This is a genomic window from Legionella qingyii (genome assembly GCF_003990155.1).
In the GTDB taxonomy this organism is placed as follows: Bacteria; Pseudomonadota; Gammaproteobacteria; order Legionellales; family Legionellaceae; genus Legionella; species Legionella qingyii.
The window spans coordinates 76,935-96,967 of sequence record NZ_RZGX01000005.1 but is presented as its reverse complement, the minus strand read 5'-3'; the positions used below and the strand labels follow the sequence as shown (position 1 = coordinate 96,967).

Here is a 20,033-nt window from a genome sequence, read left to right as displayed (position 1 = left end):
ATCTATTGAGTCACATTATTTCCTATTGTGTCCTTTCGGTTTTTGGCCAACAAATTTTGCATTTTCGATTTATTTGATCGTGTTGGATTTATTGTCTCTTCCTACTCTACGGTTAATGTATGATAAACGCTACTAAGTAAGTCATTTGATACAACCTGCGGCACAGTAGGCTCAGATTATTTTTTTCCATGTTTATGTTCTTGTTTATAATGATTAAATACTGGAGAATATTCCCAATATTACTGTCATTGGAGGGATAACCATGTCAGAGTCTCATCAACGATTTCTTGAAGCAGCTATAGAAGAAGCACGCCGAAGTCTCGCTCAGGGAGGAATACCCATTGGTGCGGTACTTGTTTATCAAGACAGGATCATTGGGCGCGGACATAATCAACGGGTTCAAAAAGGAAGCAGCATATTACATGCTGAAATCGATGCATTAGAGAATGCGGGTAGACAGCAAGCTAAAGTTTATGAGCAATCCATTTTATACACCACTCTTTCACCTTGCGCGATGTGTAGCGGAGCTATCCTTCTTTATAAAATTCCTCATGTTGTGATTGGAGAAAATCAAACCTTTATGGGCGAAGAATCATTATTAACATCACGTGGTGTAAAACTTGAGGTGTTACAAAATAAAGAATGTATCACCATGATGCGACACTTCATTGCTCAAGAGAGAACTCTATGGAATGAAGACATAGGCGAATAATTTACCTCCTATAAAGATGCCGCGTGTTGCTTGCGAGTTGAGTCGCATGCTGCGACTCTAAATTTTCCAATGCCAATGCACATCTGCAATAACAATCATTAAAACTGCATATATTTTGACTATTAGGCGTAGTATGCGCTCAATGTGAGCTGTTGTGGTATAATTCGTTTCATTATAAGTACCAATTTAGTCAGTAAAATCAGCAACAGTGTAACGATTGTTTTCAATCCTGATGAATCATTTAGGAACTATGCAATGAAAAAAAAGAGTTTTAGTTTTTTGATTATTTTTGCAATGAGCTTATCTTCCTTTTCTTTTAGTCAAAATACAAACAATTCTATTATTCCTGGTTGGCCAAACTATCTGGCTATGGGAACTATAACGAATGGAGCCCCGCAAGAGCCGACTAATATTCGTATTGATGCTGTATTTACATACAATGGCGCAGGCGGAGATGGAGATCCTGGAAAAATAGAAACTCCTTATAAAATTTGGAATATGATTAACATGGCTAAGAATATAAAAACGAATACTGGCCATGATGTTAATCCTGTTTTAGTTGAATACGGTTGGCAACTAAGTGGCGGTTGGAATCCGGATAGCGTTACTAATTTAGATGATCTAACAAAACATTTTTTTAACTTAATGTTTTTGTCTAAAACATTAGAAGATAATGCTTATATCAATACTGGAACATATGGCACTATTTTATTAAATCCAGATATGTTGGGTTATTTAGGGAATACAAATCGTGTGGAAGCAGTTAAATCGTTATACATCCCGGTAGGTCAGGCTGTTTCTAACGCTTATTGCATGGTGAGTAAAAAACTTAATTTTAGTCCTGCTAATACACCCACTTGCACTTATGGATGGGACAATAAACCTGTGCTAATTAAAGGTACTCCTACTGATTTACTTCTTTGGCTCAAATCTAAAACTGATAACTATACTGCTGGACAAGCGTTTGCTAATTGTGTCAATGATTATGTGATGCCCCTCTGTAGTGCAGCCAATCCGGATCAGAATATCCCTGTGTTTTCAGATAACTTTAATGGATGGTTACACGCGCAAAACTGGATGGTTAAATATTTTGGACCTCATGTTGCTCTTGGTGTTCATGAAAATATTTCTGCAGTTCCAGAAGGGGGATGGTGGATTCATCGAGGGTCAACTGCTGTAAAGACTTATGTGGACAAGGTTCTTTCTGATTTAAAGAGTTTTGAATTATTCAGTAGCAAATACAAACCGGATTTTATTTATTTTGATCGTTATGGTGCCGATGATTACAGTAGCAAATTTCCAAATTTACTCATAAATCAGGCAACCTTTTATAATGATGCCGCCTGGCAAAATTTCCTGACGATGACGCAACAAATTAGCGAAGGTTTGGGAAAGCAAGCAGGAAAAGGCTATATACCTACTATGTTATGGCAAATACCTGCTGCTCATCTCCCTACCCAGGATGAACCTCTTCTAGAGGCTCAAGAAGAGGGTTCTGCACCTGTATATTTTTTCGGTGATTCAAAGTTACAACGTGATTTAAGCAATATTGCCTCTTGGATTAATCTAGACATTGCCAATTTACCTAAAGGGTATGGTTTATGTGCTGGCAAAAATGCGACCCAGTGTTTGACCTTAAACAATTTTAATTGGGCTCATAATAATGCCGAGCAATTAAAAAAGGCAGTTGATGCACACATATTTGCAATTCTGTGGGGAGCAGGAGCTTTTGCAACAGGGGTTTGGGAAGTACCAGGAACAACCTTTCCCGATAATGGATGGATGGCAAAAAAACTGTCGATTTACTATAAGAAACCTACAACCTTTGTAAAGAATTAACGGTATTAACATGGGATATGGAAATTTAGTTAAGATATGGTAATTTTTTATTCATTTTGATCTGTATTTGGTGCTAGACAATGAGGGTCTGCTACACTTATAAAACATTATGGCAAATGTCTGATGCAGGCTAGACGGGGAGTTTATGCTGTAGCACTGAGCAAGGTATTTTTTCATTTGATGTAAAAGCACGTTCATTTTATAAAATGAACTATCATGCTTAAGTTTAATGGAAAATATCAACGTCTCATGCCTATTTCATATTTCTTGTAGATAACGAATTTTCATTTGCAGAGGTAATAAAATGAAATTCAAATCGTTAATGTTCTCCATACATGGATGGTTTGATGCGAGTCTTAAAGAGAACAATCTAAAGCAAGGTACGATACATTGGGCCCGAGCATTTATTTTTGTACTTCTCCATCTGTGTTGTTTGGCTGTGTTCTGGGTAGGATGGAGCTTTACCGCTATTTTTACGGCCATGCTCCTTTATTTTTTTAGAATGTTTGCAATAACGGGCTTTTACCATCGTTATTTCTCACACAAGACATTTAAAACCAATCGGTTTTGGCAATTTATTTTCGCTGTAATCGGTAATGCAGCTGTACAACGAGGACCGCTTTGGTGGGCAAGCCATCATCGTCATCATCATCGCTATACAGAGCAATCACAAGATCCTCATTCTCCGGTACAACATGGTTTATTATGGAGTCATGTTGGATGGATTTTTTATTCGGAAAATTTTAAAACAGACTATAAAGCGATACAGGATTTTGCAAAATATCCGGAATTATGCTGGTTGAATCGTTATGATAACGTGGTACCCATTTGTTTACTTTTCATCCTTTATTTTACAGGTAGTTTTCTAGCAAATTATTATCCTCAGCTACATACTAATGGTATGCAGTTAGTTGTTTGGGGCTTTATTTCAACAATTGCTCTCTTCCATGCTACGTTTACTATCAATTCACTTTGTCATGTATGGGGTACAAAACCCTTTGAGACAGGAGATGAAAGCCGCAATAATTTTCTTTTAGCGTTAATTACCTTGGGTGAAGGCTGGCATAATAATCATCACTATTATCCACGATCAGCTAGCCAGGGATTTCGCTGGTGGCAAATAGATATCACTTATTATTTATTATGTTTTTTAGAAAAAATTAAGATTGTTTATGATCTTAATAAAGTTCCACTTGAATTAAGGACTGGCACTGAAGTAATAAAATCTTTGGACGAAAATGTGTAATGCCGGATGATTATTTTTAATACATAAGGAATAAATCCAACAGGATATATCCCAGTGTTGTGGGCCGAGAGGTTGTAATGAAGATTATAAATCAAAGAATCTTATCTAAAGACGTTTTAATAGTATCGTCATTTCTTTTTGTTTATTTGCTTTTTTGTCTTATTTCTAATAACCAAATTCTTATTTATGGCCTATGGGATCTGGGATGGAAAGGAAAATTAATATTTTGTCTTATTGTGTACCATATAACGATTGTTGTGTTCAGTATTTATTTACATCGATGCGAAACACATAGGTCAGTTGAACTTACACCGGTTATAAGATATTTTAGTCGTTTTTGGCTCTGGATTGCTACAGGACTAAACCGAGCTGAATGGGTTTCAATTCATCGATTGCACCATCAAAAAGCAGACTTGCCAGCTGATCCGCATAGTCCGATCTATAAGGGAACATTTAATCTGTTCTTGAGTGGCTTTGAAATTTGTGCTCAATGCAACCCTTCATCGCTAATAGAAAAGTACGGAAATATCTCAGATAATGATGCGCTTGAGAAATTTATTTTCACTAAATTTCAATCGTTAGGATTAATAATCTTTTTAACTGTATACATTCTGCTCTTTGGTTTGTGGGGGATGGTAATGTGGGATATAAATATTTTTGTGATTACTGCTGTCTTATTTGGAGCATTTGCTGCTCTAACCCATAAATGTGGTTATCGAAACTTTAATACAAAGGATAATTCACGTAATTTAATGCATATAGGTATTTTGTTGAATGGAGAAGAATTACATAACAACCATCATAATAATCCAGCATCCGCCAAACTTTCTTTCCAGGATTCGGAATTTGATCTGGGTTGGTTTTACATCACAATTTTAATGAAATTAAATCTAGCGAAACTTCGAACCGCTCCAACCACTGCAAGAAAAAGAGTTGAATACGAGCTCGATGTAAAAAAACACTAGGCATCAAGTCTTTAGCCCTCTCTTATTCCACCATCCGCCACCAAGTGATTGAAAAAGCGCCGCGGTGTCATTATAACGAGCTGTTTCTGCGTGAATTACTTTTAAATGTATTTTTAAATAGGATTCTTTTGCTTTTAATACAGCCAAATAGTTTACTTTACCGAGTTGGTATTGCATGTTCACTATTTTAAAATGTTCAAGTGTATTTATTTCTGAATTTGCTCGTTCACGCAACAATTCAGCATCGAACTCTAAAGCATGTAATACATCTGCTACCTGCTGGAAGGCTTCAAGTACCACTTTCCTATACCGTGCAAGTTCATAATCATACGTGGCAATGGCAACTTTGCGTTTTGCACGTAATGCTCCTCCTTTAAGAAGTGTTTGAGCTATTTGACCACCATAATTCCATACGTTATTAGCTGGATTAAACAAGGTACTCAGCGCAGTTGAGTACCACGCATAGGTAGCACCTATATTTAATTTAGGGAATAGATTCGCAGTTGCAACACCAATTTCAGCACTTGCTTTATGCAATAATGATTCAGAGGATTTTATATCCGGTCTTTGTTTGACAAGAAGTGAAGGAAGTGTAACTGGCAGATCTAGGGGTAACTGGATATTTTGTAGCGTAAAGTCAAAAAATTTTGTTTCACTCGGCAATGATCCTGTAAGGACTGCAAGAGCATTATGCTTTTTAGCCAAATCATTTTTGAGGATAGGGAGGTGCGCTTGAGTTTCCTTGAGTCGATTTTCACTATTGAGTAAATCAAGCCTGGATGTGTGTCCTTGAACATAGTTGTTATTTTCTAATTTCACCAGTTTTTTTTGACACTCTATAAGTTCTTTTGTTGTTTTAATTTGTTCTTGCAAAGATGCAATTGTGATCCCCGTTGTTACTATATTTGCTGTTAACGTTAAATAAGTAGCTTCCAATTCAAAACGCTCATAATCAATTGCTGCTTTTAGAGCTTCTAACTGACGGCGATTACCGCCAAATAAGTCAAGATTATATCTAACACTGATTGAGGCATTGTAAAGATCGAATGTATTTACGGAGGAAAATGGAAGTGTCGCTCCTGGGGTAGGTGTAAGATTAATTCCTGTAGCAAGCAAGCTATTTCTTTCACGACTTCCTAAAAATTGGGTATCGACAGTAGGGAATAAATTAGGCCCAGCTTCAGCAAGCAAATTGGCTTGGGCTTTTCGCAAATTAGCTTTGCTCATTGCGATTGAAGGGTTATTTTTTAATCCTTTTTCAATGAATAAATTTAATTCTTTTGAATGAAATATTTCCCACCATGATTTGGATATATTTTTTTTAAAATTGAATCGTTGCGGTTGGCCTGCTCGACTATGAGCACTGACTGTTTTAGTTTTCGAAGGGCTAGTATTATAGTGAGTTGCTTTGGGAGCATCTGGTGAATGAAAATTAGGTCCAACCTTACAACTCGTAAGGATTATTGTGCATAAAAATAAATAAATTTTTTGCATTTGATCTTCTTATATAAATGGATCATTAATTAGCGAATTGAGTCGCTAAAACGATTATAAAACCAAGTTGATGCTAACCGGTTGCCCTGGATGTAAATAATTAAATGCTGTTTTTACTGGTTTTGCCTCCACTCGATAAACAAATTTTGTTCTTGAGTTTTCACTAAATATGTAAGGAGGGGTATATTCAGTTTTTGAAGAAATATAGCTTACAGTCGCGGTGTAGGTGTCGTTACATCCATCACAGCTGATGGTAACTTGATTTTTTAATTTTAACTTTGATAGTAAAGGTTCAGGAATGTAAAAAATAACCTTTAGATTTTCAGGTGTAACAATAGATAATACAGGACGTCCTGATAATACTAATTCACCAACATTATAATAGGTATCATAAACATAGCCTGAGATTGAAGAGTATCTCTTTTTGTTTGATTCACTCCATTTTGCTTGTGTTAATTCTGCCATCGAGGATTCGACTAATGCCTGTTGGGATATTAAAGATGCTTCGGCATTAAGATAATTATTTTTTACTTCTTCAAGTTGTTCAAGGCTGACTCCGCCTGATTTTATCAGTTTTTGATAACGAGCCAATAATTTACTTTGATAGTCAAGATCGGCCTGTTTTACTTTTACTTGTGCCAAAGCCTGGCTAAGATTTGCTTTAGCTTTTTTGAGTTGGGATTGTTGTGGCTGTGCATCCAGGCTGAATAACAGCGCTCCTTTATTAATTGCAGTTCCTTTTGGGGCATCAAGGCTAATAAGATTGCCTGAAAAATTACTTGAGATATATATATAATCAGCATCGACATATCCCTGCAATGAATTGTTCTTTTCCTTACAGCCCACAATCAATGCACTACTCATTAAGAGAACCAACCACCTAGGAATAAATTCTTGCATATTATTTTGATCTTAAATGAATTTTTTGATTCAATTGGCTGAAATAAAAAAACTTACCATCAAATAGTAACATCTGACAATATATATCCAAAGAAAATCAATATCGTTCCGCTATCACTACGTTCATCAGTCACATAGCCGATGCATTCAAGTTGTTCTTTGCATCATGTTGTTTAAAATTTGTAAATGGTACTGAATTTAGTAAGAAAGGTATTAAACCTTCACGATCAATAGATTGTTAGTCCGGATCATATTAAGATACGATACAACATAATTGATTAAGATTCTTATCAAAAAAACTAAGGTGTGTTGACAATTCATCGTAGCCCACGTACCGTGATTTGTTCGCGGAATTCACGATCGATTTGATTAATAACCAAACATTTCAGCTTTATCATCCATTCCCGATTCCGCGAACAAATCACGGTACGTAGGTGATGAAGATGAATTGTCAAAACACCTTACCTTCTATGGGTATTTTTCTGAGAAAATTTCAGAAATTTGTTTGAGAAAAATTAGTACTTCCAGTTCTCATTCAAGGACGATAAATGATTAAAAATGAATTTCTTCGTATCTGGTCGGTTGCAAAGAAAGAAATTATTCAAATTAGACGTGATATTTTGATTTTTTCATGGCTAATTATCATTCCAGTTATCCAAATATTATTATTTGGTGCGATTATTAATACTAATCCCCGACATCTCCCAACCGTTGTCATTACTTCGGAAGATACCTCTTTTACTCGAACGTTATTACAAGGTCTAAAAAACACGAATTATTTTTCAATTGAAACAATAACGGAAGATGAAAAAAAAGCAGAGCGACTATTACTGAGTGGAACAGTTCTTTTTGTTATTAATATTCCACCTAATTTTACCCGGGATTTAATACGAGGAAAGCACCCGCATATATTAATTGAGGCTGATGCGTCAGATCCTGTAGCCGTTTCAAATGCATTTCGTGCAGCATCTGAATTACCTGCGAAAGTATTTGAGCATGATTTAAAAGGATCACTCAGTTATTTAGCCTCCAGTGAGGCGCCTTTTATTTTTGATATCCAGGCTAAATATAACCCTGAAAATATTTCTCAATACAATACCATACCAGGACTAATTGCGTTATTAATCTTTTCAACGTTAACCGTTTTAACGGCGGTATCTATAAACTCAGAATTTGAACGAGGAACATTCGAAACATTATTAATAACACCTTTAACTCCAGCCAATATTATTTTTGGCAAGGTGATACCCTATTTCATTTTAGGGTATTTACTTTTATTTATATTATTAGCAATTGCTTATTTTATTTTTTCCATCCCATTTCATGGTAGCTTTTCGTTGTTTTTATTACTCTTAGCGCCATACTCTATCTCAAGTTTGGGCACGGGACTTGCTATTTCAGCTGTTACTCGAACACAATTTGCAGCTGTAGGCTTAACGAATGCGTATGGTCTTGTTGCAATTATGGTTTCTGGTTTCTTATTTCCTTTTACTGGTGTACCCCATTGGGCGCAATCGATAAGCCAAACTATTCCATTGACTCATTTTTTAAGGATTACTCGAAATAGCATGTTAAAAGGGGCCGGGTTTGATATTTTGTGGCCTGATACTTGGCCTATAATTTTGTTTTCGGTAGTTATTATTTTTTTTGGAATCTTACTTTTTAGAAGAACATTAGATTAATAACTTGGTAATACAAAGCTTATGAGAGAACAGATAATTTATGAAAATGAACTTTGAACAGTGTGAGGAGCTTATTTTACAACATCCTCTTTTCTGTCTTCTCAATCGCTCAAATGCTCATCAGTTAATCGGATACGCAAAACCTGAATCTGTTGAAGCAGAGCAAGTGATTGTTGTTGAAGGTGAACCAATTGATTGTATTTTTCTTATTGTTTCAGGACGAGCAGAAGTATCAAGAGAGGTGCATTCACTGGGAAAAAAGCAGACTATGCGTATTTCTGAATTAAGAGAAGGAGATATTATCGGTTTATCCTCAGAAGGATTTGTTTCACATACTGGACTTCGTACGGCCACAGTGAAAGCACTTACTCCTATGCAGTTACTAAAGATCAGTCTTTATGACTTTCTTGGCTTTTTGGAACAGCCACAAATAAAGTATCCTAATTTAAAAAAGTTAAGCGAAGAATTTCTTTTAATTCAGTTTATTCGCGCTCATCATCTCTTTAGCGATTTTTCCCATGAGAAAATACAGACCATGGTGAAAACAGCAAAAAATATTAAGGTCAAAGCAGGCTCTTGTTTGTATAAAGAGGGGGATATTGCTAATGCTTGTTATTACCTCCTTAAAGGGGAGATTGTTCTTCTTTGTTTAAAAAATAGTAGTTCTACAGCTATTAAAATAAATCAAATGTTCGGGGATTCTGAATTTATGACGGATATGAAAAGAAAAGAACAGGCTTATGCAAAAATTGATAGCGAATTGTTAGTTATAGAGGCTGAGCTTGTTAAAAAATTCATAACTATTCATCGCCCATCTTTATTTCAAAAAATTCTTATGAAGATTTCGGGAACGAAATAGGGAAGCATACATCAAGAATGCAATCTTACAGTTTCATGTATGAATAATAAGCATATTCGAATAAAATTTTTAACAGGTATTTTATGGATAAAAGCAATTATATTATCGATGTAAGCAATTTAACGAAACAATTCGATAAATATCAGGCAGTGAGAAATCTAAATCTTAAAGTTGAATATGGTGATATATATGGATTTCTTGGACCAAATGGAGCGGGAAAAACTACTTCTTTAAGAATGTTATGTGGACTGATTACTCCTGATTCAGGTTCTGGTGAATGTGTTGGGTTTGATATTGTAACAGAATCTCGTCAGATCAAGGCCCTCGTTGGATATATGTCGCAGAATTTTGGTCTATATAAGGATCTTACTGTCTACGAAAATATGATTTTTTTCTCTGAGGTTTACGGAGTAGTAGATAGAAAAAATCAAATAGAAAAATATTTGCACAAATTTGATTTGGAACAATACAAAAATCAGATCGCAGGAACTTTGTCTGGTGGGTGGAAACAACGTTTATCATTAGCTGTTTCTTTATTGCATGATCCCTTATTGTTATTATTGGATGAACCAACTGCTAATATTGATCCTAAAGCAAGACGAGAGTTTTGGGAATTAATGCATCAATTATCAAGAGAAGGAATCACCATTTTATTGAGCTCACACAATTTAGATGAAGTAGATAAATGTAATAAAATTGCATACATGTGTTATGGAAGAACCCTTATGTCAGGAACGATTGAAGAAATTTTAAATTCTGTAAATTTAACGACCTGGGAGATAAAAGGAAAAAATATTGCGATGCTATCCCATCAATTAGAATCTACGGAGGGCGTTGATCAAGTTTTACGATTCCATAATACACTCCATGTAAGCAGTAAAAATCAGGAGGAATTATCCAGAGCAATCCAGCCTTATATCGAAAATGAATTTTTTTATGGAAAAATAATTGATTCGACTTTGGAGGATGTATTTGTTTGGCTCTCTACGTTTGGTGAGCAGAGATTATAAATGATAAAAATTGAACTCTGTCGCGTTCTGGCGGTTGCTAAAAAGGAATTTATCCAGATCAAACGAAACATTTCTACTTTTTTGTTTCTATTTTTAGTTCCAATAATGCAGATACTACTATTTGGTTTTATGATTAACACTAATCCCAAATATTTACCAACAGCGGTTATATCCTCTGAGATTAATTCGTTCACTCGAACATTACTAGAGGGTTTTAAACACACAGAATACTTTTCCTTAAATTCTTTTGCTCAAACTGAAAAAGAAGCAGAGAATTTATTACTTAGCGGAAAGGGACTTTTTGTTATTAATATTCCTCCTAATTTCTCAAGGGATTTATTGAGAGGAGAAAAACCACATATACTCATTGAAGCGGATGCCTCTGACCCAGTTGCGATTTCAAATGCCTTTCGAGCCGCCGCAGCTCTGCCAGCTCGATTGTTTGAACGAGATCTTTCTGGTTCTTTTGATTATCTTTCTTCCCAAAAAACACCGTTTGAATTTGATATACATGCCAAATTTAACCCTGAAGGTTTCTCACAATATAATATTATCCCTGGATTAATTTCTGTATTGATGTTTACAACACTTACGCTCTTAACTGCGATGTCAATTACTGCTGAATATGAGGTGGGTACTTTCGAAACACTATTAATCACGCCCCTTAGTGCAGCAAATATTATTTTGGGTAAGGTTATTCCGCATTTTATAGTGGGTTATCTTATCTTATTTATGCTCTTGATCATTTCATTTTTTGTTTTCTCGGTGCCATTTTATGGAAGCTTCTTACTTTATCTTTTAATTATGGCGCCATACTCTATTGGAAGTTTAGCCATGGGATTAGCTATTTCTGCGTTTGCCAAGACTCAATTCCAAGCTGTTGCTTCAACAAATGCTTATATTTTAGTTGCTGTAATGATCTCTGGATTTCTATTCCCATTCAGTGGAATGCCGCTTTGGGCTCAAGACATCGGTCAATTAATTCCGTTAACTCACTTTTTAAGAATTACACGTAATATTATGTTGAAGGGTGCTGATTTAAGCATTTTATGGTCCGATATCTGGCCCATACTATTATTCATGGTACTCATTGTTATTTCAGCAATTTTACTTTTTAGAAAAACCTTGGATTAACTATATTTACTGAATTAAGGATATTTTAGCCTCAAATGAAGAGATTTTTTGTCACAAAAAAAATCCCCGTGTGCACGGGGATAATTGCAATTTTTCATGGAATTTTATATTAATCCGCTTTTTTACCTGCTAACTTTTCTTTGATGCGAGCAGCACGGCCAGCCAAATTACGTAGGTAATAAAGCTTAGCGCGACGTACATCACCACGTCTTTTTACAGTAATGCTGTCAACAATTGGACTGTAAGTTTGGAAAACACGCTCAACCCCAACACCGTGTGAAATCTTACGAACAGTGAATGCAGAGTTTAAACCACGATTACGTTTTGCTATGACAATACCTTCAAAAGCTTGTAAACGCTCACGGTTACCTTCAATTACTTTCACTTGAACCAAAACAGTATCGCCGGGATTAAAATCTGGGATTTCCTTGCCTTGCATTTGCTCAGCATTCAGTTGGTCAATAATATTAGTCATGGACTACTCCTCAAATTGGTTCATCCTTTAGGAATCACCGTGTTCATACTTAAACTCAGCAAGCAATTGCTGGTCTGTTTCACATAACTGTATTTTTTCAAGTAAATCTGGTCGTTTAAGCCAGGTTTTACCCAGAGATTGCTTTCGCCGCCACAGTTCTATATCTCTATGATTACCACCTAATAAAACAGATGGCACCTCTAATCCGTCAACGGTTGCTGGTCGAGTATAATGAGGGCAATCCAGTAAACCATTCATAAATGAATCTTGTTCTGCTGAACCAAGATGCCCTAGGCTCCCCGGTATTAAGCGAATAATCGCATCGATAAATACCGTAGCGGCCAGCTCACCACCACTTAAAACAAAATCTCCAAGAGACCATTCTTCATCAACATAATTTTGAAGAATACGCTCATCAATTCCTTCATATCGCCCGGCAATAAAGAGCAGGGGTTGTTTGTCATTTGCCACTTTATTCAAGTCACTTTGACGAATTACCTTGCCCTGAGGACTTAGGTAAATCGTTTTACAATGACTAGGCATTTGACTACGTGCCTGCATAATCGCCCCTTTTAAGGGCTCGTACATCATAACCATTCCCGGGCCACCACCATAAGGCTTGTCATCAACTTGCCTATAGGGCCTGGAAGACCAATCTCTTGGGTTCCAGTAATCGATTTTAACTAATCCTTGTTCAATGGCTCTGCCTGTAACGCCATAATTCAAGGCATTAAGTATTTCAGGGATTAAGCTGATTACTCCAAGATGAAGCACCACTTAAAAATCCATATCCCAATTAACAGTAATTAACTGCTGGCTGGCGTCAACATCTAATATAAATTTTCCAGGTAAATAAGGTATTAAGTGTCTTTTATTACCTTCTACAACCAGCACATCATTTGCACCTGTAGGGATTATTTCAATGACCTTCCCAAAAGATTCTCCTTGTTGGTTGATCACGTTCATGCCTATAAGCTGATGCCAGTAATATTCGCCTGGTTTCAGTTGTTCCAGTTGTTCCTGTTGAACTGCAATTTCTATATTAGTGAGTTGAGCTACAAGCTCACGCTCAGGATAACCTTCAATTTGGACTATGATGGATTTATTTTGTACTTCAGCACGCAACAACTTGATTGGTTGCCATTTATTGTTAATAAAGGCATGCCAATTTGCATACTTTAGAACATTATCACGAGGTTCTGTAAAGGAATGAACCGTAACAAAACCTTTAACACCATGAGGCCGCCCAAAACGGGCGATTATTATCCAGTTTTCCTGATTATTCACGTTATTAAGCAGCTTCGCCTTTTTTATTAAATTCTTTAACTAAAGCGCTGACGCGATCAGATAATTGTGCCCCTACTTTTTGCCAGTGGCTCAATTTTTCTGCATCAATATGCAGACGCACTTCTTGTCCACGAGCTACAGGGTTAAAATAACCAATACGCTCAATATAACTGCCATCGCGACGTTTGCGGCTGTCAGTAACGACCATATGATAAAACGGACGCTTTTTGGCGCCACCTCTTGATAAACGTATAACGACCATTGTTTTCCTCTACTTTAGAGTGGTTACGTAAAAATGCCGTGTATTGTACGAAAATTAATTCGGCATGTGAAGTAATTCTTGCGAATTATTTAAAATCATCGGGTAATATGCCTTTTAACCCTGCCATACCACCGATTCCACGCATCATTTTTTGCATTCCACCAGGTTTTGTAAATTTTTTCATCATTTTTTGCATTTGTTCAAACTGCTTTAATAATTTGTTCACATCTTGAATTTGTGTTCCTGAACCCAACGCAATGCGTTTCTTGCGTGAACCCACAATAAGCTTGGGGATACGACGTTCCTTGGGGGTCATGGAATTGATAATGGCAATGGTTTGTGCCATAGCTTTATCACTGACTTGCTTCATTGCCTGTTGCGGCATCATTTGACTGACACCGGGTAGTTTGCTCATCATGCCAGCAATACCGCCCATATTATTCATTTGCAGTAGTTGTTGTTTAAAGTCTTCCAGATCAAAACCTTTTCCCTTTTTCAACTTTTTAGCTAGTTTTTCACTCGCTTGTTTGTCTGCTTTCCGTTCAACTTCTTCAATTAGGGTAAGAATATCACCCATGCCAAGAATTCTTGAAGCAATTCGTTCGGGATGGAATGGTTCCAAAGCTTCTACTTTTTCACCGCTACCAATAAATTTGATAGGTTGTCCGGTAATTTGTTTTACAGATAGAGCCGCACCGCCACGAGCATCACCATCTGTTTTGGTGAGAATGACTCCTGTTAATGGTAAGGCTTCATGAAAAGCTTTCGCTGTATTTGCAGCATCTTGTCCAGTCATGCTGTCTACAACAAACAGAGTTTCAATTGGGTGTATTTCCTGGTGTAAGGCTTTAATTTCAGCCATCATGTCGGCATCGATGTGCAAACGCCCTGCAGTATCGAGCAGCAATACATCCATATATTGTTTTTTCGCGGCATCAAGCGCTTTTTTAGCAATAGCAAGTGGTTGTTCGTTTGCTTCTGCGGGGAAGAAGGTGACATCTATTTGTTCTGCTAATACTTTAAGCTGTTGTATTGCAGCAGGTCGATAAACGTCGACACTGGCCACCATTACTTTTTTGTTTTCAGATTCTTTTAAATAGCGGGCTAGTTTTGCAGTACTGGTTGTTTTTCCTGAACCTTGCAATCCTGCCATTAGAAATACTGCAGGCGGTTGGGTTTTAAAGTTAAGCTCAGCACGCTCATCACCCATGATATGAATTAATTCATCATGAACGATTTTAACAAAAGCTTGATCAGGATTTAACTCAGTTAAAACGGCCTGTCCAAGAGCTTTTTGTTTTACCTCTTCGATAAATTCCTTAATAACAGGTAAGGCAACATCTGCTTCAAGCAGTGACATCCTGACCTCACGCAGAGCGTGTTGTACATTGTCCTCAGTTAATCGACTCTGCCCTCGTAGACTTTTAAAGGAGCGGGTCAACCGTTCGGTTAAGGTTTCAAACATGATCTATTACCCGAAAAAAATAGGAACTATAGCACAGAGAAGCTATGATATGAAACTGTCCACCCCATGATCTAATTTGAGGCAAGTCAAGGCTTGTTGTTTCTTACTTAAAATCTTAAGAATTAATTCCATAGATATCATTATAATCAAATCTAAAAAACTGACCGCTGCTGATTACGCTTTTTACATGATTTTTTCAGTCCATCAGCTTGTTCAGTTATGAGCGGGTGCGTTGTTCAAAAATTTTTTTTAATTTTTATTTGAAGAAGGAGGTTTGAGTGGTGTTCACTTCTCTGGCTTGAGCTAATGATTTTGTGCATAAAGACAGGAAAAAATGCAGAGATTTTCTCCTTAAATCATGTTATTTTACAGTGCAAGCTAAAAATCTATGGGCTAGTAAATAAAATCAAGGAACATTTTGTTTAATTATTGCCCGATTATTAAGGGTTCCTTAAGCTAACTTTTTATATAATTAGGCTTCTGCTCGCCCAAAACTGCACTGAAGGAATGCGATGATCGATAAAAAACATTCACTGACAATTTTCAGTCTGACTATGATAACAGTTGGTTCTGTAGACAGTATACGCAATTTACCTGCTACGGCCTTATTTGGTAGCCAATTAATTTTTTATTTTGTTTTAGGTGCTTTATTTTTTCTAATCCCAACTGCCTTGGTTTCTGCAGAGCTGGCTTCAGGATGGGCAAAACAGGGTGGGATTTATATTTGGGTGAAACAGGCTTTTGGTAAAAAGATGGGCTTTTTAGCCATTTGGCTGCAATGGATTGAAAATGTAATTTGGTATCCAACGATTCTATCTTTTGTCGCAGGGACTATTGGTTATTTGATTAATCCTGCATTGACGAGCAACCCTTATTTTCTTTGGGCGGTAATTGTTAGCGCATTTTGGGGGGCTACCATATTAAATTTGCGGGGAATGAAATCTTCAGCCGCATTCAGTAATTTATGCTCTCTTGCAGGTTTGTTATTGCCTATGTCGTTGATTATCGGCCTTGGGGCTTTTTGGGTTACGCAAGGTAATCCGTTGCAAATTCAATTTGATATTCCAAGTATCGTACCTCATTTAGATGACAAGTCCATGTGGGTCTCCTTAACTGCAATCATCATGTCTTTTTGTGGTATTGAAATTGCGACTGTTCACGCGAATGACGTGAACAATCCACAGCATGCTTTTCCCAAAGTATTAATTTACTCAGTGGGAATTATTTTAAGCACATTAATTCTAGGCTCTTTGGCGATTGCAATTGTTTTGCCTGGAAAGGACATCAATTTAGTAGCAGGAATTATGCAAGCATTTGAAGCATTCTTTTCCAGTTACCACATGTATTGGATGATGCCGGTAGTTGCTGTGATGTTGGTTTTAGGTGGGCTTGGTGGCGTGAGTAACTGGATAATTGCTCCGACAAAAGGATTATTGGTTGCGGCAGAAGATGGTAACTTACCGGATTATTTCCAACGTACGAATGCAAAAGGTGCACCGGTTGTTATGCTGTTTACTCAGGCAAGCATTGTCACTATATTGTCGGGTTTATTCTTATTTATGCCCAGTGTGAATGGATCTTATTGGTTGCTAACCGCTTTAGCGGCTCAATTATATATGCTGATGTATTTTATTATGTTTGCAGCTGCAATTAAATTGCGGATTGCCGAGCCACATCATCATCGACCTTTTGCAATCCCTGGCGGCTTAGTAGGTATGTTATTTGTTGCAGGTGTAGGAATTGTTGGGGTATGTGCTACTTTGGCAGTGAGTTTTATCCCACCAGAAGGAATTAATGTAGGCGGTATGGCCCGCTATGAATTGACATTAATTGGTGGCTTAATTCTCATGTGTTTACCACCATTTGTAAGTTCTTGGTCACGAGAAAAAACAGCGATATTGGATGCCGCTGTTCCAGATTAAGATGTTTGCAGACGTTCCTGATCCTCTGTAAATAGGATTTGTAAGGACAAAAAGCATAATGGACATACCAACAGAATCTAATGAATTGCTGAGCCAGTTAATGGCAAGATTACCTGAATTGGAATGGAAGATTAGCGAGCTCGGCTCATTTTTTTCAATTCAACGTTTGCCTAAAGGGGTATTCCGTTTAGCCTCAGAGGCCAATGGGGCTGGATGTATCGCAGAAATTAAAGCGGACATACATGCATTATCCAAACAACAAAACAAGCGTAGTGCTTTATATCTGGCTGAGCGAATCAGACAAAAAATTAATATTCTGGTTGTCTTATGTCAAATGCATCAGGGCAAAAAAAAGTCAGAAGAAAAAGTTTCCTTCGGCATAAAGATGTTAAGCACCAGGCAACAATGGATAAACGATCTTGAAATGGAAATTAATACGCTTGTAGCACAACAACAGGCAATGACCAAGTCTTTGGAGCACCTCAGACATAGCCACAATTCCAGTGCAATTTTGCATTTAAAAGCGGAGTTAGGGGAAGTAGAGCGCCGTTTAACTTTAGCTAAGGAAACCTTAAATCGAGCTGTTTCTTAATCAAGAATCTTTTTCTGAATAAAGTAATGCGGTACATTAGAGTGCCTTCTAGGTATATTATTAAAAATAATGACTCAAACTAAAACATTGACTTGTTGTCGCATTAATAACAAGGAAGATGATAAGCAAGAATGAGTGATTACAAAAAGGAGCTTTTTAAATGTCAGATAAATTTTCTCAAGTTACCAAAGATATTAGTACTCAATTAGCTAAAATGCGTAAGGAAATGCCCGAAGTAATGTCTGGATTTTCGGCTTTAGCTCAAGCAGCAACCAAAGATGGTGCCCTAGATAAAAAAACTAAAGAATTAATTGCCATGGCTTTGGCTGTTGCTAAACAATGCCCTGGATGTATCGGATTTCATTCCCAAACATTAATTAAATTGCAAGCGACACGCGAAGAACTTTTAGAAACTTTAGGTATGGCTGTGTATATGGGAGGTGGTCCCTCTTTAATGTATGCCGCTGAAGCTTTAGAAGCGTTCGAAGAATTTAGTAAATAAACTTGTTGTAATGATCTTATAGCCTGGAAGCAATGAAGTAGAATCCAGGCTTCGTTTATCGAAATATAAATTAAAATAAAGTCAAATTGGTTCTATTACACATCTACCCTTTAAATTATAAGTCACCCCACTGAGGTAAATAAAATCCAAGGCTGTTTATTTACCAGGTTTAATAAGTATCCCGAAATCACCGCCCACAGGTGTAAATTTGATGATTCCGTTAATAATATTATTTGCACAGTGTGGCCATTTTTAATATATTTGGTTTACTATCCTCGATAAGGACATGTATGTGTACTAAATCTTTAAACTGTATATGCCACCATTTGGAAATAGCCATTAAGCAAGATGTTACAAAAGAGTTAAAAGCAATGTTTGATACTTGTTATGTTGATGAACTTTATAATTTTCTAACAGACGCCTATCAATTACTCCAAATCAAGGCGAATCATAAATTTGCAACAAGCATAAATAAATTAGTCAAAGACTATCTTTTAGAGAAATCTCCAAAATCAATTAATGTCGAGAGTGAACGTATAAAAAAGGGCTTCATGGATTTATATGATGAAAATATTGACGATCTTGAATCAGCAAAATTATTGCTTACTGAGAAACTAATTCTGCTAATACAAGATGTTCAGCACCTAGCCTATCAAAACCTTGCGCATATCGATTCCTTTAGGGATTGTCTCGAAAAAGTTGATAAATCCAATACTATAGCAGGGGAAGATAAAAAAGCTCACAACAGGAGAGGATGCAATATTCTCTAAAGATGATGTGAAAATAGGTCAAAATTCGGATTTCTTGTTTTTATTTACTGGAAGTGCCCCCATAGTCTCTGTTTTCCCGTTGATGATTCACATCCTTTATTTAATGCTTTATATTGCCCTTTGGGGCACCTATTGATAAAACACTGAACCCTCAGATTTTATTATGTTGGATTATGGCTAAGAAAATGATCTATTTGGCATAAGATTAATTACATTATGTTCCGAATCGAACTCTTCAATGCGAGCCTGCCATAGCGCCAATTCTTTTTTTAAAAAAGCGTTATATTTATTCGTTTGTTCTTCCATTTTAGCGTAAAGATTTTCATATAAGCTAGAGCGTGATTCATTACTTATACCGTCCTTTTTTATTGATGCATCGTATTGGGTCATAAGCTTTTGAGTTTCTTCATCATATTCTACAGACGGGGTTTGTATTTTCTTTTTGATATGATCAAGTGAAATGTGGATAATGCTTTTTCTGATATTTAATAAATCAGCAGACGATAATTCTTTAAATTCAATTTTGAATGTAATGAACATTTTTTCAAATTTGCACGCTTCATTATAAGCGCTATGCATATTGATTAATAAACTCGATAAAGAAGAACTTTCTAAAGGAGTTTTTATTAAATTTTGAATAAAAGAATAGGATTTTTCCAAAAGTTGTCGTCTTGAAATTCTTAAAGAGCGCTGAGATACCTGACTTGTCAGAAAAAGTTCTCTTTCTTTGAAGAAGGAATATATTATTTCTTGAACTTCTTCAGGGATATCTTCCAACATGGCATCCAAACTTCATTGAAAACTCGCCTCATCTTAGCAAAAGGTCCAATTGAGATCCAGGCGTAGCTTATAAAACTCACAAGACTTACGAAAAACCCCAAGGTCGAGGCAAAAAATGTTTTTAATGAGGGAGTTTA

20 protein-coding genes are annotated in these 20,033 nt (G+C 36.5%); 12 read left to right on the top strand and 8 right to left on the bottom strand.

The genetic code is table 11. The features are described from left to right. Nucleotides 1-262 precede the first annotated feature (262 nt). From ELY20_RS05125 to ELY20_RS05110, 4 genes are all read left to right on the top strand, one after another. Entirely contained in the window at nucleotides 263-712 is a 450-nt protein-coding gene (locus tag ELY20_RS05125; RefSeq protein ID WP_110141697.1) for a nucleoside deaminase, read from the top strand. 255 nt (nucleotides 713-967) lie between these two features. After that, complete coding sequence (locus ELY20_RS16875) at nucleotides 968-2,551, top strand: hypothetical protein (RefSeq protein WP_199739209.1); 1,584 nt, start codon at nucleotides 968-970, stop codon at nucleotides 2,549-2,551. 304 nt (nucleotides 2,552-2,855) lie between these two features. Continuing rightward, complete coding sequence (locus ELY20_RS05115) at nucleotides 2,856-3,797, top strand: acyl-CoA desaturase (RefSeq protein WP_110141698.1); 942 nt, start codon at nucleotides 2,856-2,858, stop codon at nucleotides 3,795-3,797. 77 nt (nucleotides 3,798-3,874) lie between these two features. Then, the gene (locus ELY20_RS05110) at nucleotides 3,875-4,762 is read left to right on the top strand and encodes an acyl-CoA desaturase (RefSeq protein WP_110141699.1); all 888 of its coding nucleotides are present in this window, start codon (nucleotides 3,875-3,877) and stop codon (nucleotides 4,760-4,762) included. 3 nt (nucleotides 4,763-4,765) lie between these two features. Here the strand turns inward: ELY20_RS05110 and ELY20_RS05105 are convergent, their stop codons facing one another. Both ELY20_RS05105 and ELY20_RS05100 read right to left on the bottom strand, forming a co-directional pair. After that, nucleotides 4,766-6,256: an efflux transporter outer membrane subunit gene (locus tag ELY20_RS05105; protein ID WP_110141700.1), complete on the bottom strand. Its 1,491-nt coding sequence runs from the start codon at nucleotides 6,254-6,256 to the stop codon at nucleotides 4,766-4,768. A gap of 54 nt (nucleotides 6,257-6,310) precedes the next feature. Beyond that, nucleotides 6,311-7,120 carry an HlyD family secretion protein gene (locus tag ELY20_RS05100; RefSeq protein ID WP_233590499.1) on the bottom strand — a complete coding sequence of 270 codons (810 nt, stop codon included), beginning with the start codon at nucleotides 7,118-7,120 and terminating at the stop codon, nucleotides 6,311-6,313. Nucleotides 7,121-7,704: 584 nt separating this feature from the next. Between ELY20_RS05100 and ELY20_RS05095 the strand changes: the two genes are divergently transcribed. The 4 genes from ELY20_RS05095 (at nucleotide 7,705) to ELY20_RS05080 (ending at nucleotide 11,841) form a co-directional block, all read left to right on the top strand. Continuing rightward, a complete protein-coding gene (locus ELY20_RS05095; RefSeq protein ID WP_110141702.1) occupies nucleotides 7,705-8,838 on the top strand; it encodes an ABC transporter permease in 1,134 nt (377 codons plus the stop codon). Nucleotides 8,839-8,878: 40 nt separating this feature from the next. Further along, nucleotides 8,879-9,697 carry a cyclic nucleotide-binding domain-containing protein gene (locus ELY20_RS05090; RefSeq protein WP_110141703.1) on the top strand — a complete coding sequence of 273 codons (819 nt, stop codon included), beginning with the start codon at nucleotides 8,879-8,881 and terminating at the stop codon, nucleotides 9,695-9,697. An 83-nt stretch (nucleotides 9,698-9,780) separates the two neighbouring features. Next, on the top strand, nucleotides 9,781-10,707 hold the full coding sequence (locus ELY20_RS05085; RefSeq protein WP_110141704.1) for an ABC transporter ATP-binding protein: 927 nt from the start codon (nucleotides 9,781-9,783) through the stop codon (nucleotides 10,705-10,707). Then, nucleotides 10,708-11,841 carry an ABC transporter permease gene (locus ELY20_RS05080; protein WP_110141705.1) on the top strand — a complete coding sequence of 378 codons (1,134 nt, stop codon included), beginning with the start codon at nucleotides 10,708-10,710 and terminating at the stop codon, nucleotides 11,839-11,841. It abuts the gene before it with no gap. Nucleotides 11,842-11,950: 109 nt separating this feature from the next. Here the strand turns inward: ELY20_RS05080 and rplS are convergent, their stop codons facing one another. From rplS to ffh, 5 genes are all read right to left on the bottom strand, one after another. After that, nucleotides 11,951-12,316 carry a 50S ribosomal protein L19 gene (gene rplS, locus ELY20_RS05075; protein WP_110141706.1) on the bottom strand — a complete coding sequence of 122 codons (366 nt, stop codon included), beginning with the start codon at nucleotides 12,314-12,316 and terminating at the stop codon, nucleotides 11,951-11,953. Nucleotides 12,317-12,343: 27 nt separating this feature from the next. After that, entirely contained in the window at nucleotides 12,344-13,093 is a 750-nt protein-coding gene (trmD, locus tag ELY20_RS05070) for a tRNA (guanosine(37)-N1)-methyltransferase TrmD (protein WP_110141707.1), read from the bottom strand. After that, a complete protein-coding gene (gene rimM / locus ELY20_RS05065; RefSeq protein ID WP_110141708.1) occupies nucleotides 13,094-13,603 on the bottom strand; it encodes a ribosome maturation factor RimM in 510 nt (169 codons plus the stop codon). It abuts the gene before it with no gap. Nucleotides 13,604-13,607: 4 nt separating this feature from the next. Further along, nucleotides 13,608-13,865: a 30S ribosomal protein S16 gene (gene rpsP / locus ELY20_RS05060; protein ID WP_058466696.1), complete on the bottom strand. Its 258-nt coding sequence runs from the start codon at nucleotides 13,863-13,865 to the stop codon at nucleotides 13,608-13,610. An 85-nt stretch (nucleotides 13,866-13,950) separates the two neighbouring features. Continuing rightward, nucleotides 13,951-15,330 (bottom strand): signal recognition particle protein, encoded by a 1,380-nt coding sequence (gene ffh / locus ELY20_RS05055; protein ID WP_110141709.1) that lies wholly within the window; start codon nucleotides 15,328-15,330, stop codon nucleotides 13,951-13,953. Nucleotides 15,331-15,842: 512 nt separating this feature from the next. Between ffh and ELY20_RS05050 the strand changes: the two genes are divergently transcribed. The 4 genes from ELY20_RS05050 to ELY20_RS05035 all read left to right on the top strand — a co-directional run bounded on the left by ELY20_RS05050 (nucleotide 15,843) and on the right by ELY20_RS05035 (nucleotide 19,116). Then, nucleotides 15,843-17,252 (top strand): APC family permease, encoded by a 1,410-nt coding sequence (locus ELY20_RS05050; RefSeq protein ID WP_110141710.1) that lies wholly within the window; start codon nucleotides 15,843-15,845, stop codon nucleotides 17,250-17,252. 58 nt (nucleotides 17,253-17,310) lie between these two features. After that, nucleotides 17,311-17,844, top strand: a complete 534-nt coding sequence (locus ELY20_RS05045) for a hypothetical protein (protein WP_199739208.1) — start codon at nucleotides 17,311-17,313, stop codon at nucleotides 17,842-17,844. 160 nt (nucleotides 17,845-18,004) lie between these two features. Further along, the gene (locus ELY20_RS05040) at nucleotides 18,005-18,346 is read left to right on the top strand and encodes a carboxymuconolactone decarboxylase family protein (protein WP_058466692.1); all 342 of its coding nucleotides are present in this window, start codon (nucleotides 18,005-18,007) and stop codon (nucleotides 18,344-18,346) included. A gap of 290 nt (nucleotides 18,347-18,636) precedes the next feature. Next, nucleotides 18,637-19,116 carry a hypothetical protein gene (locus tag ELY20_RS05035; RefSeq protein ID WP_110141712.1) on the top strand — a complete coding sequence of 160 codons (480 nt, stop codon included), beginning with the start codon at nucleotides 18,637-18,639 and terminating at the stop codon, nucleotides 19,114-19,116. Nucleotides 19,117-19,293: 177 nt separating this feature from the next. Here the strand turns inward: ELY20_RS05035 and ELY20_RS05025 are convergent, their stop codons facing one another. After that, a complete protein-coding gene (locus ELY20_RS05025) occupies nucleotides 19,294-19,896 on the bottom strand; it encodes a hypothetical protein (protein WP_110141713.1) in 603 nt (200 codons plus the stop codon). Nucleotides 19,897-20,033 lie beyond the last annotated feature (137 nt).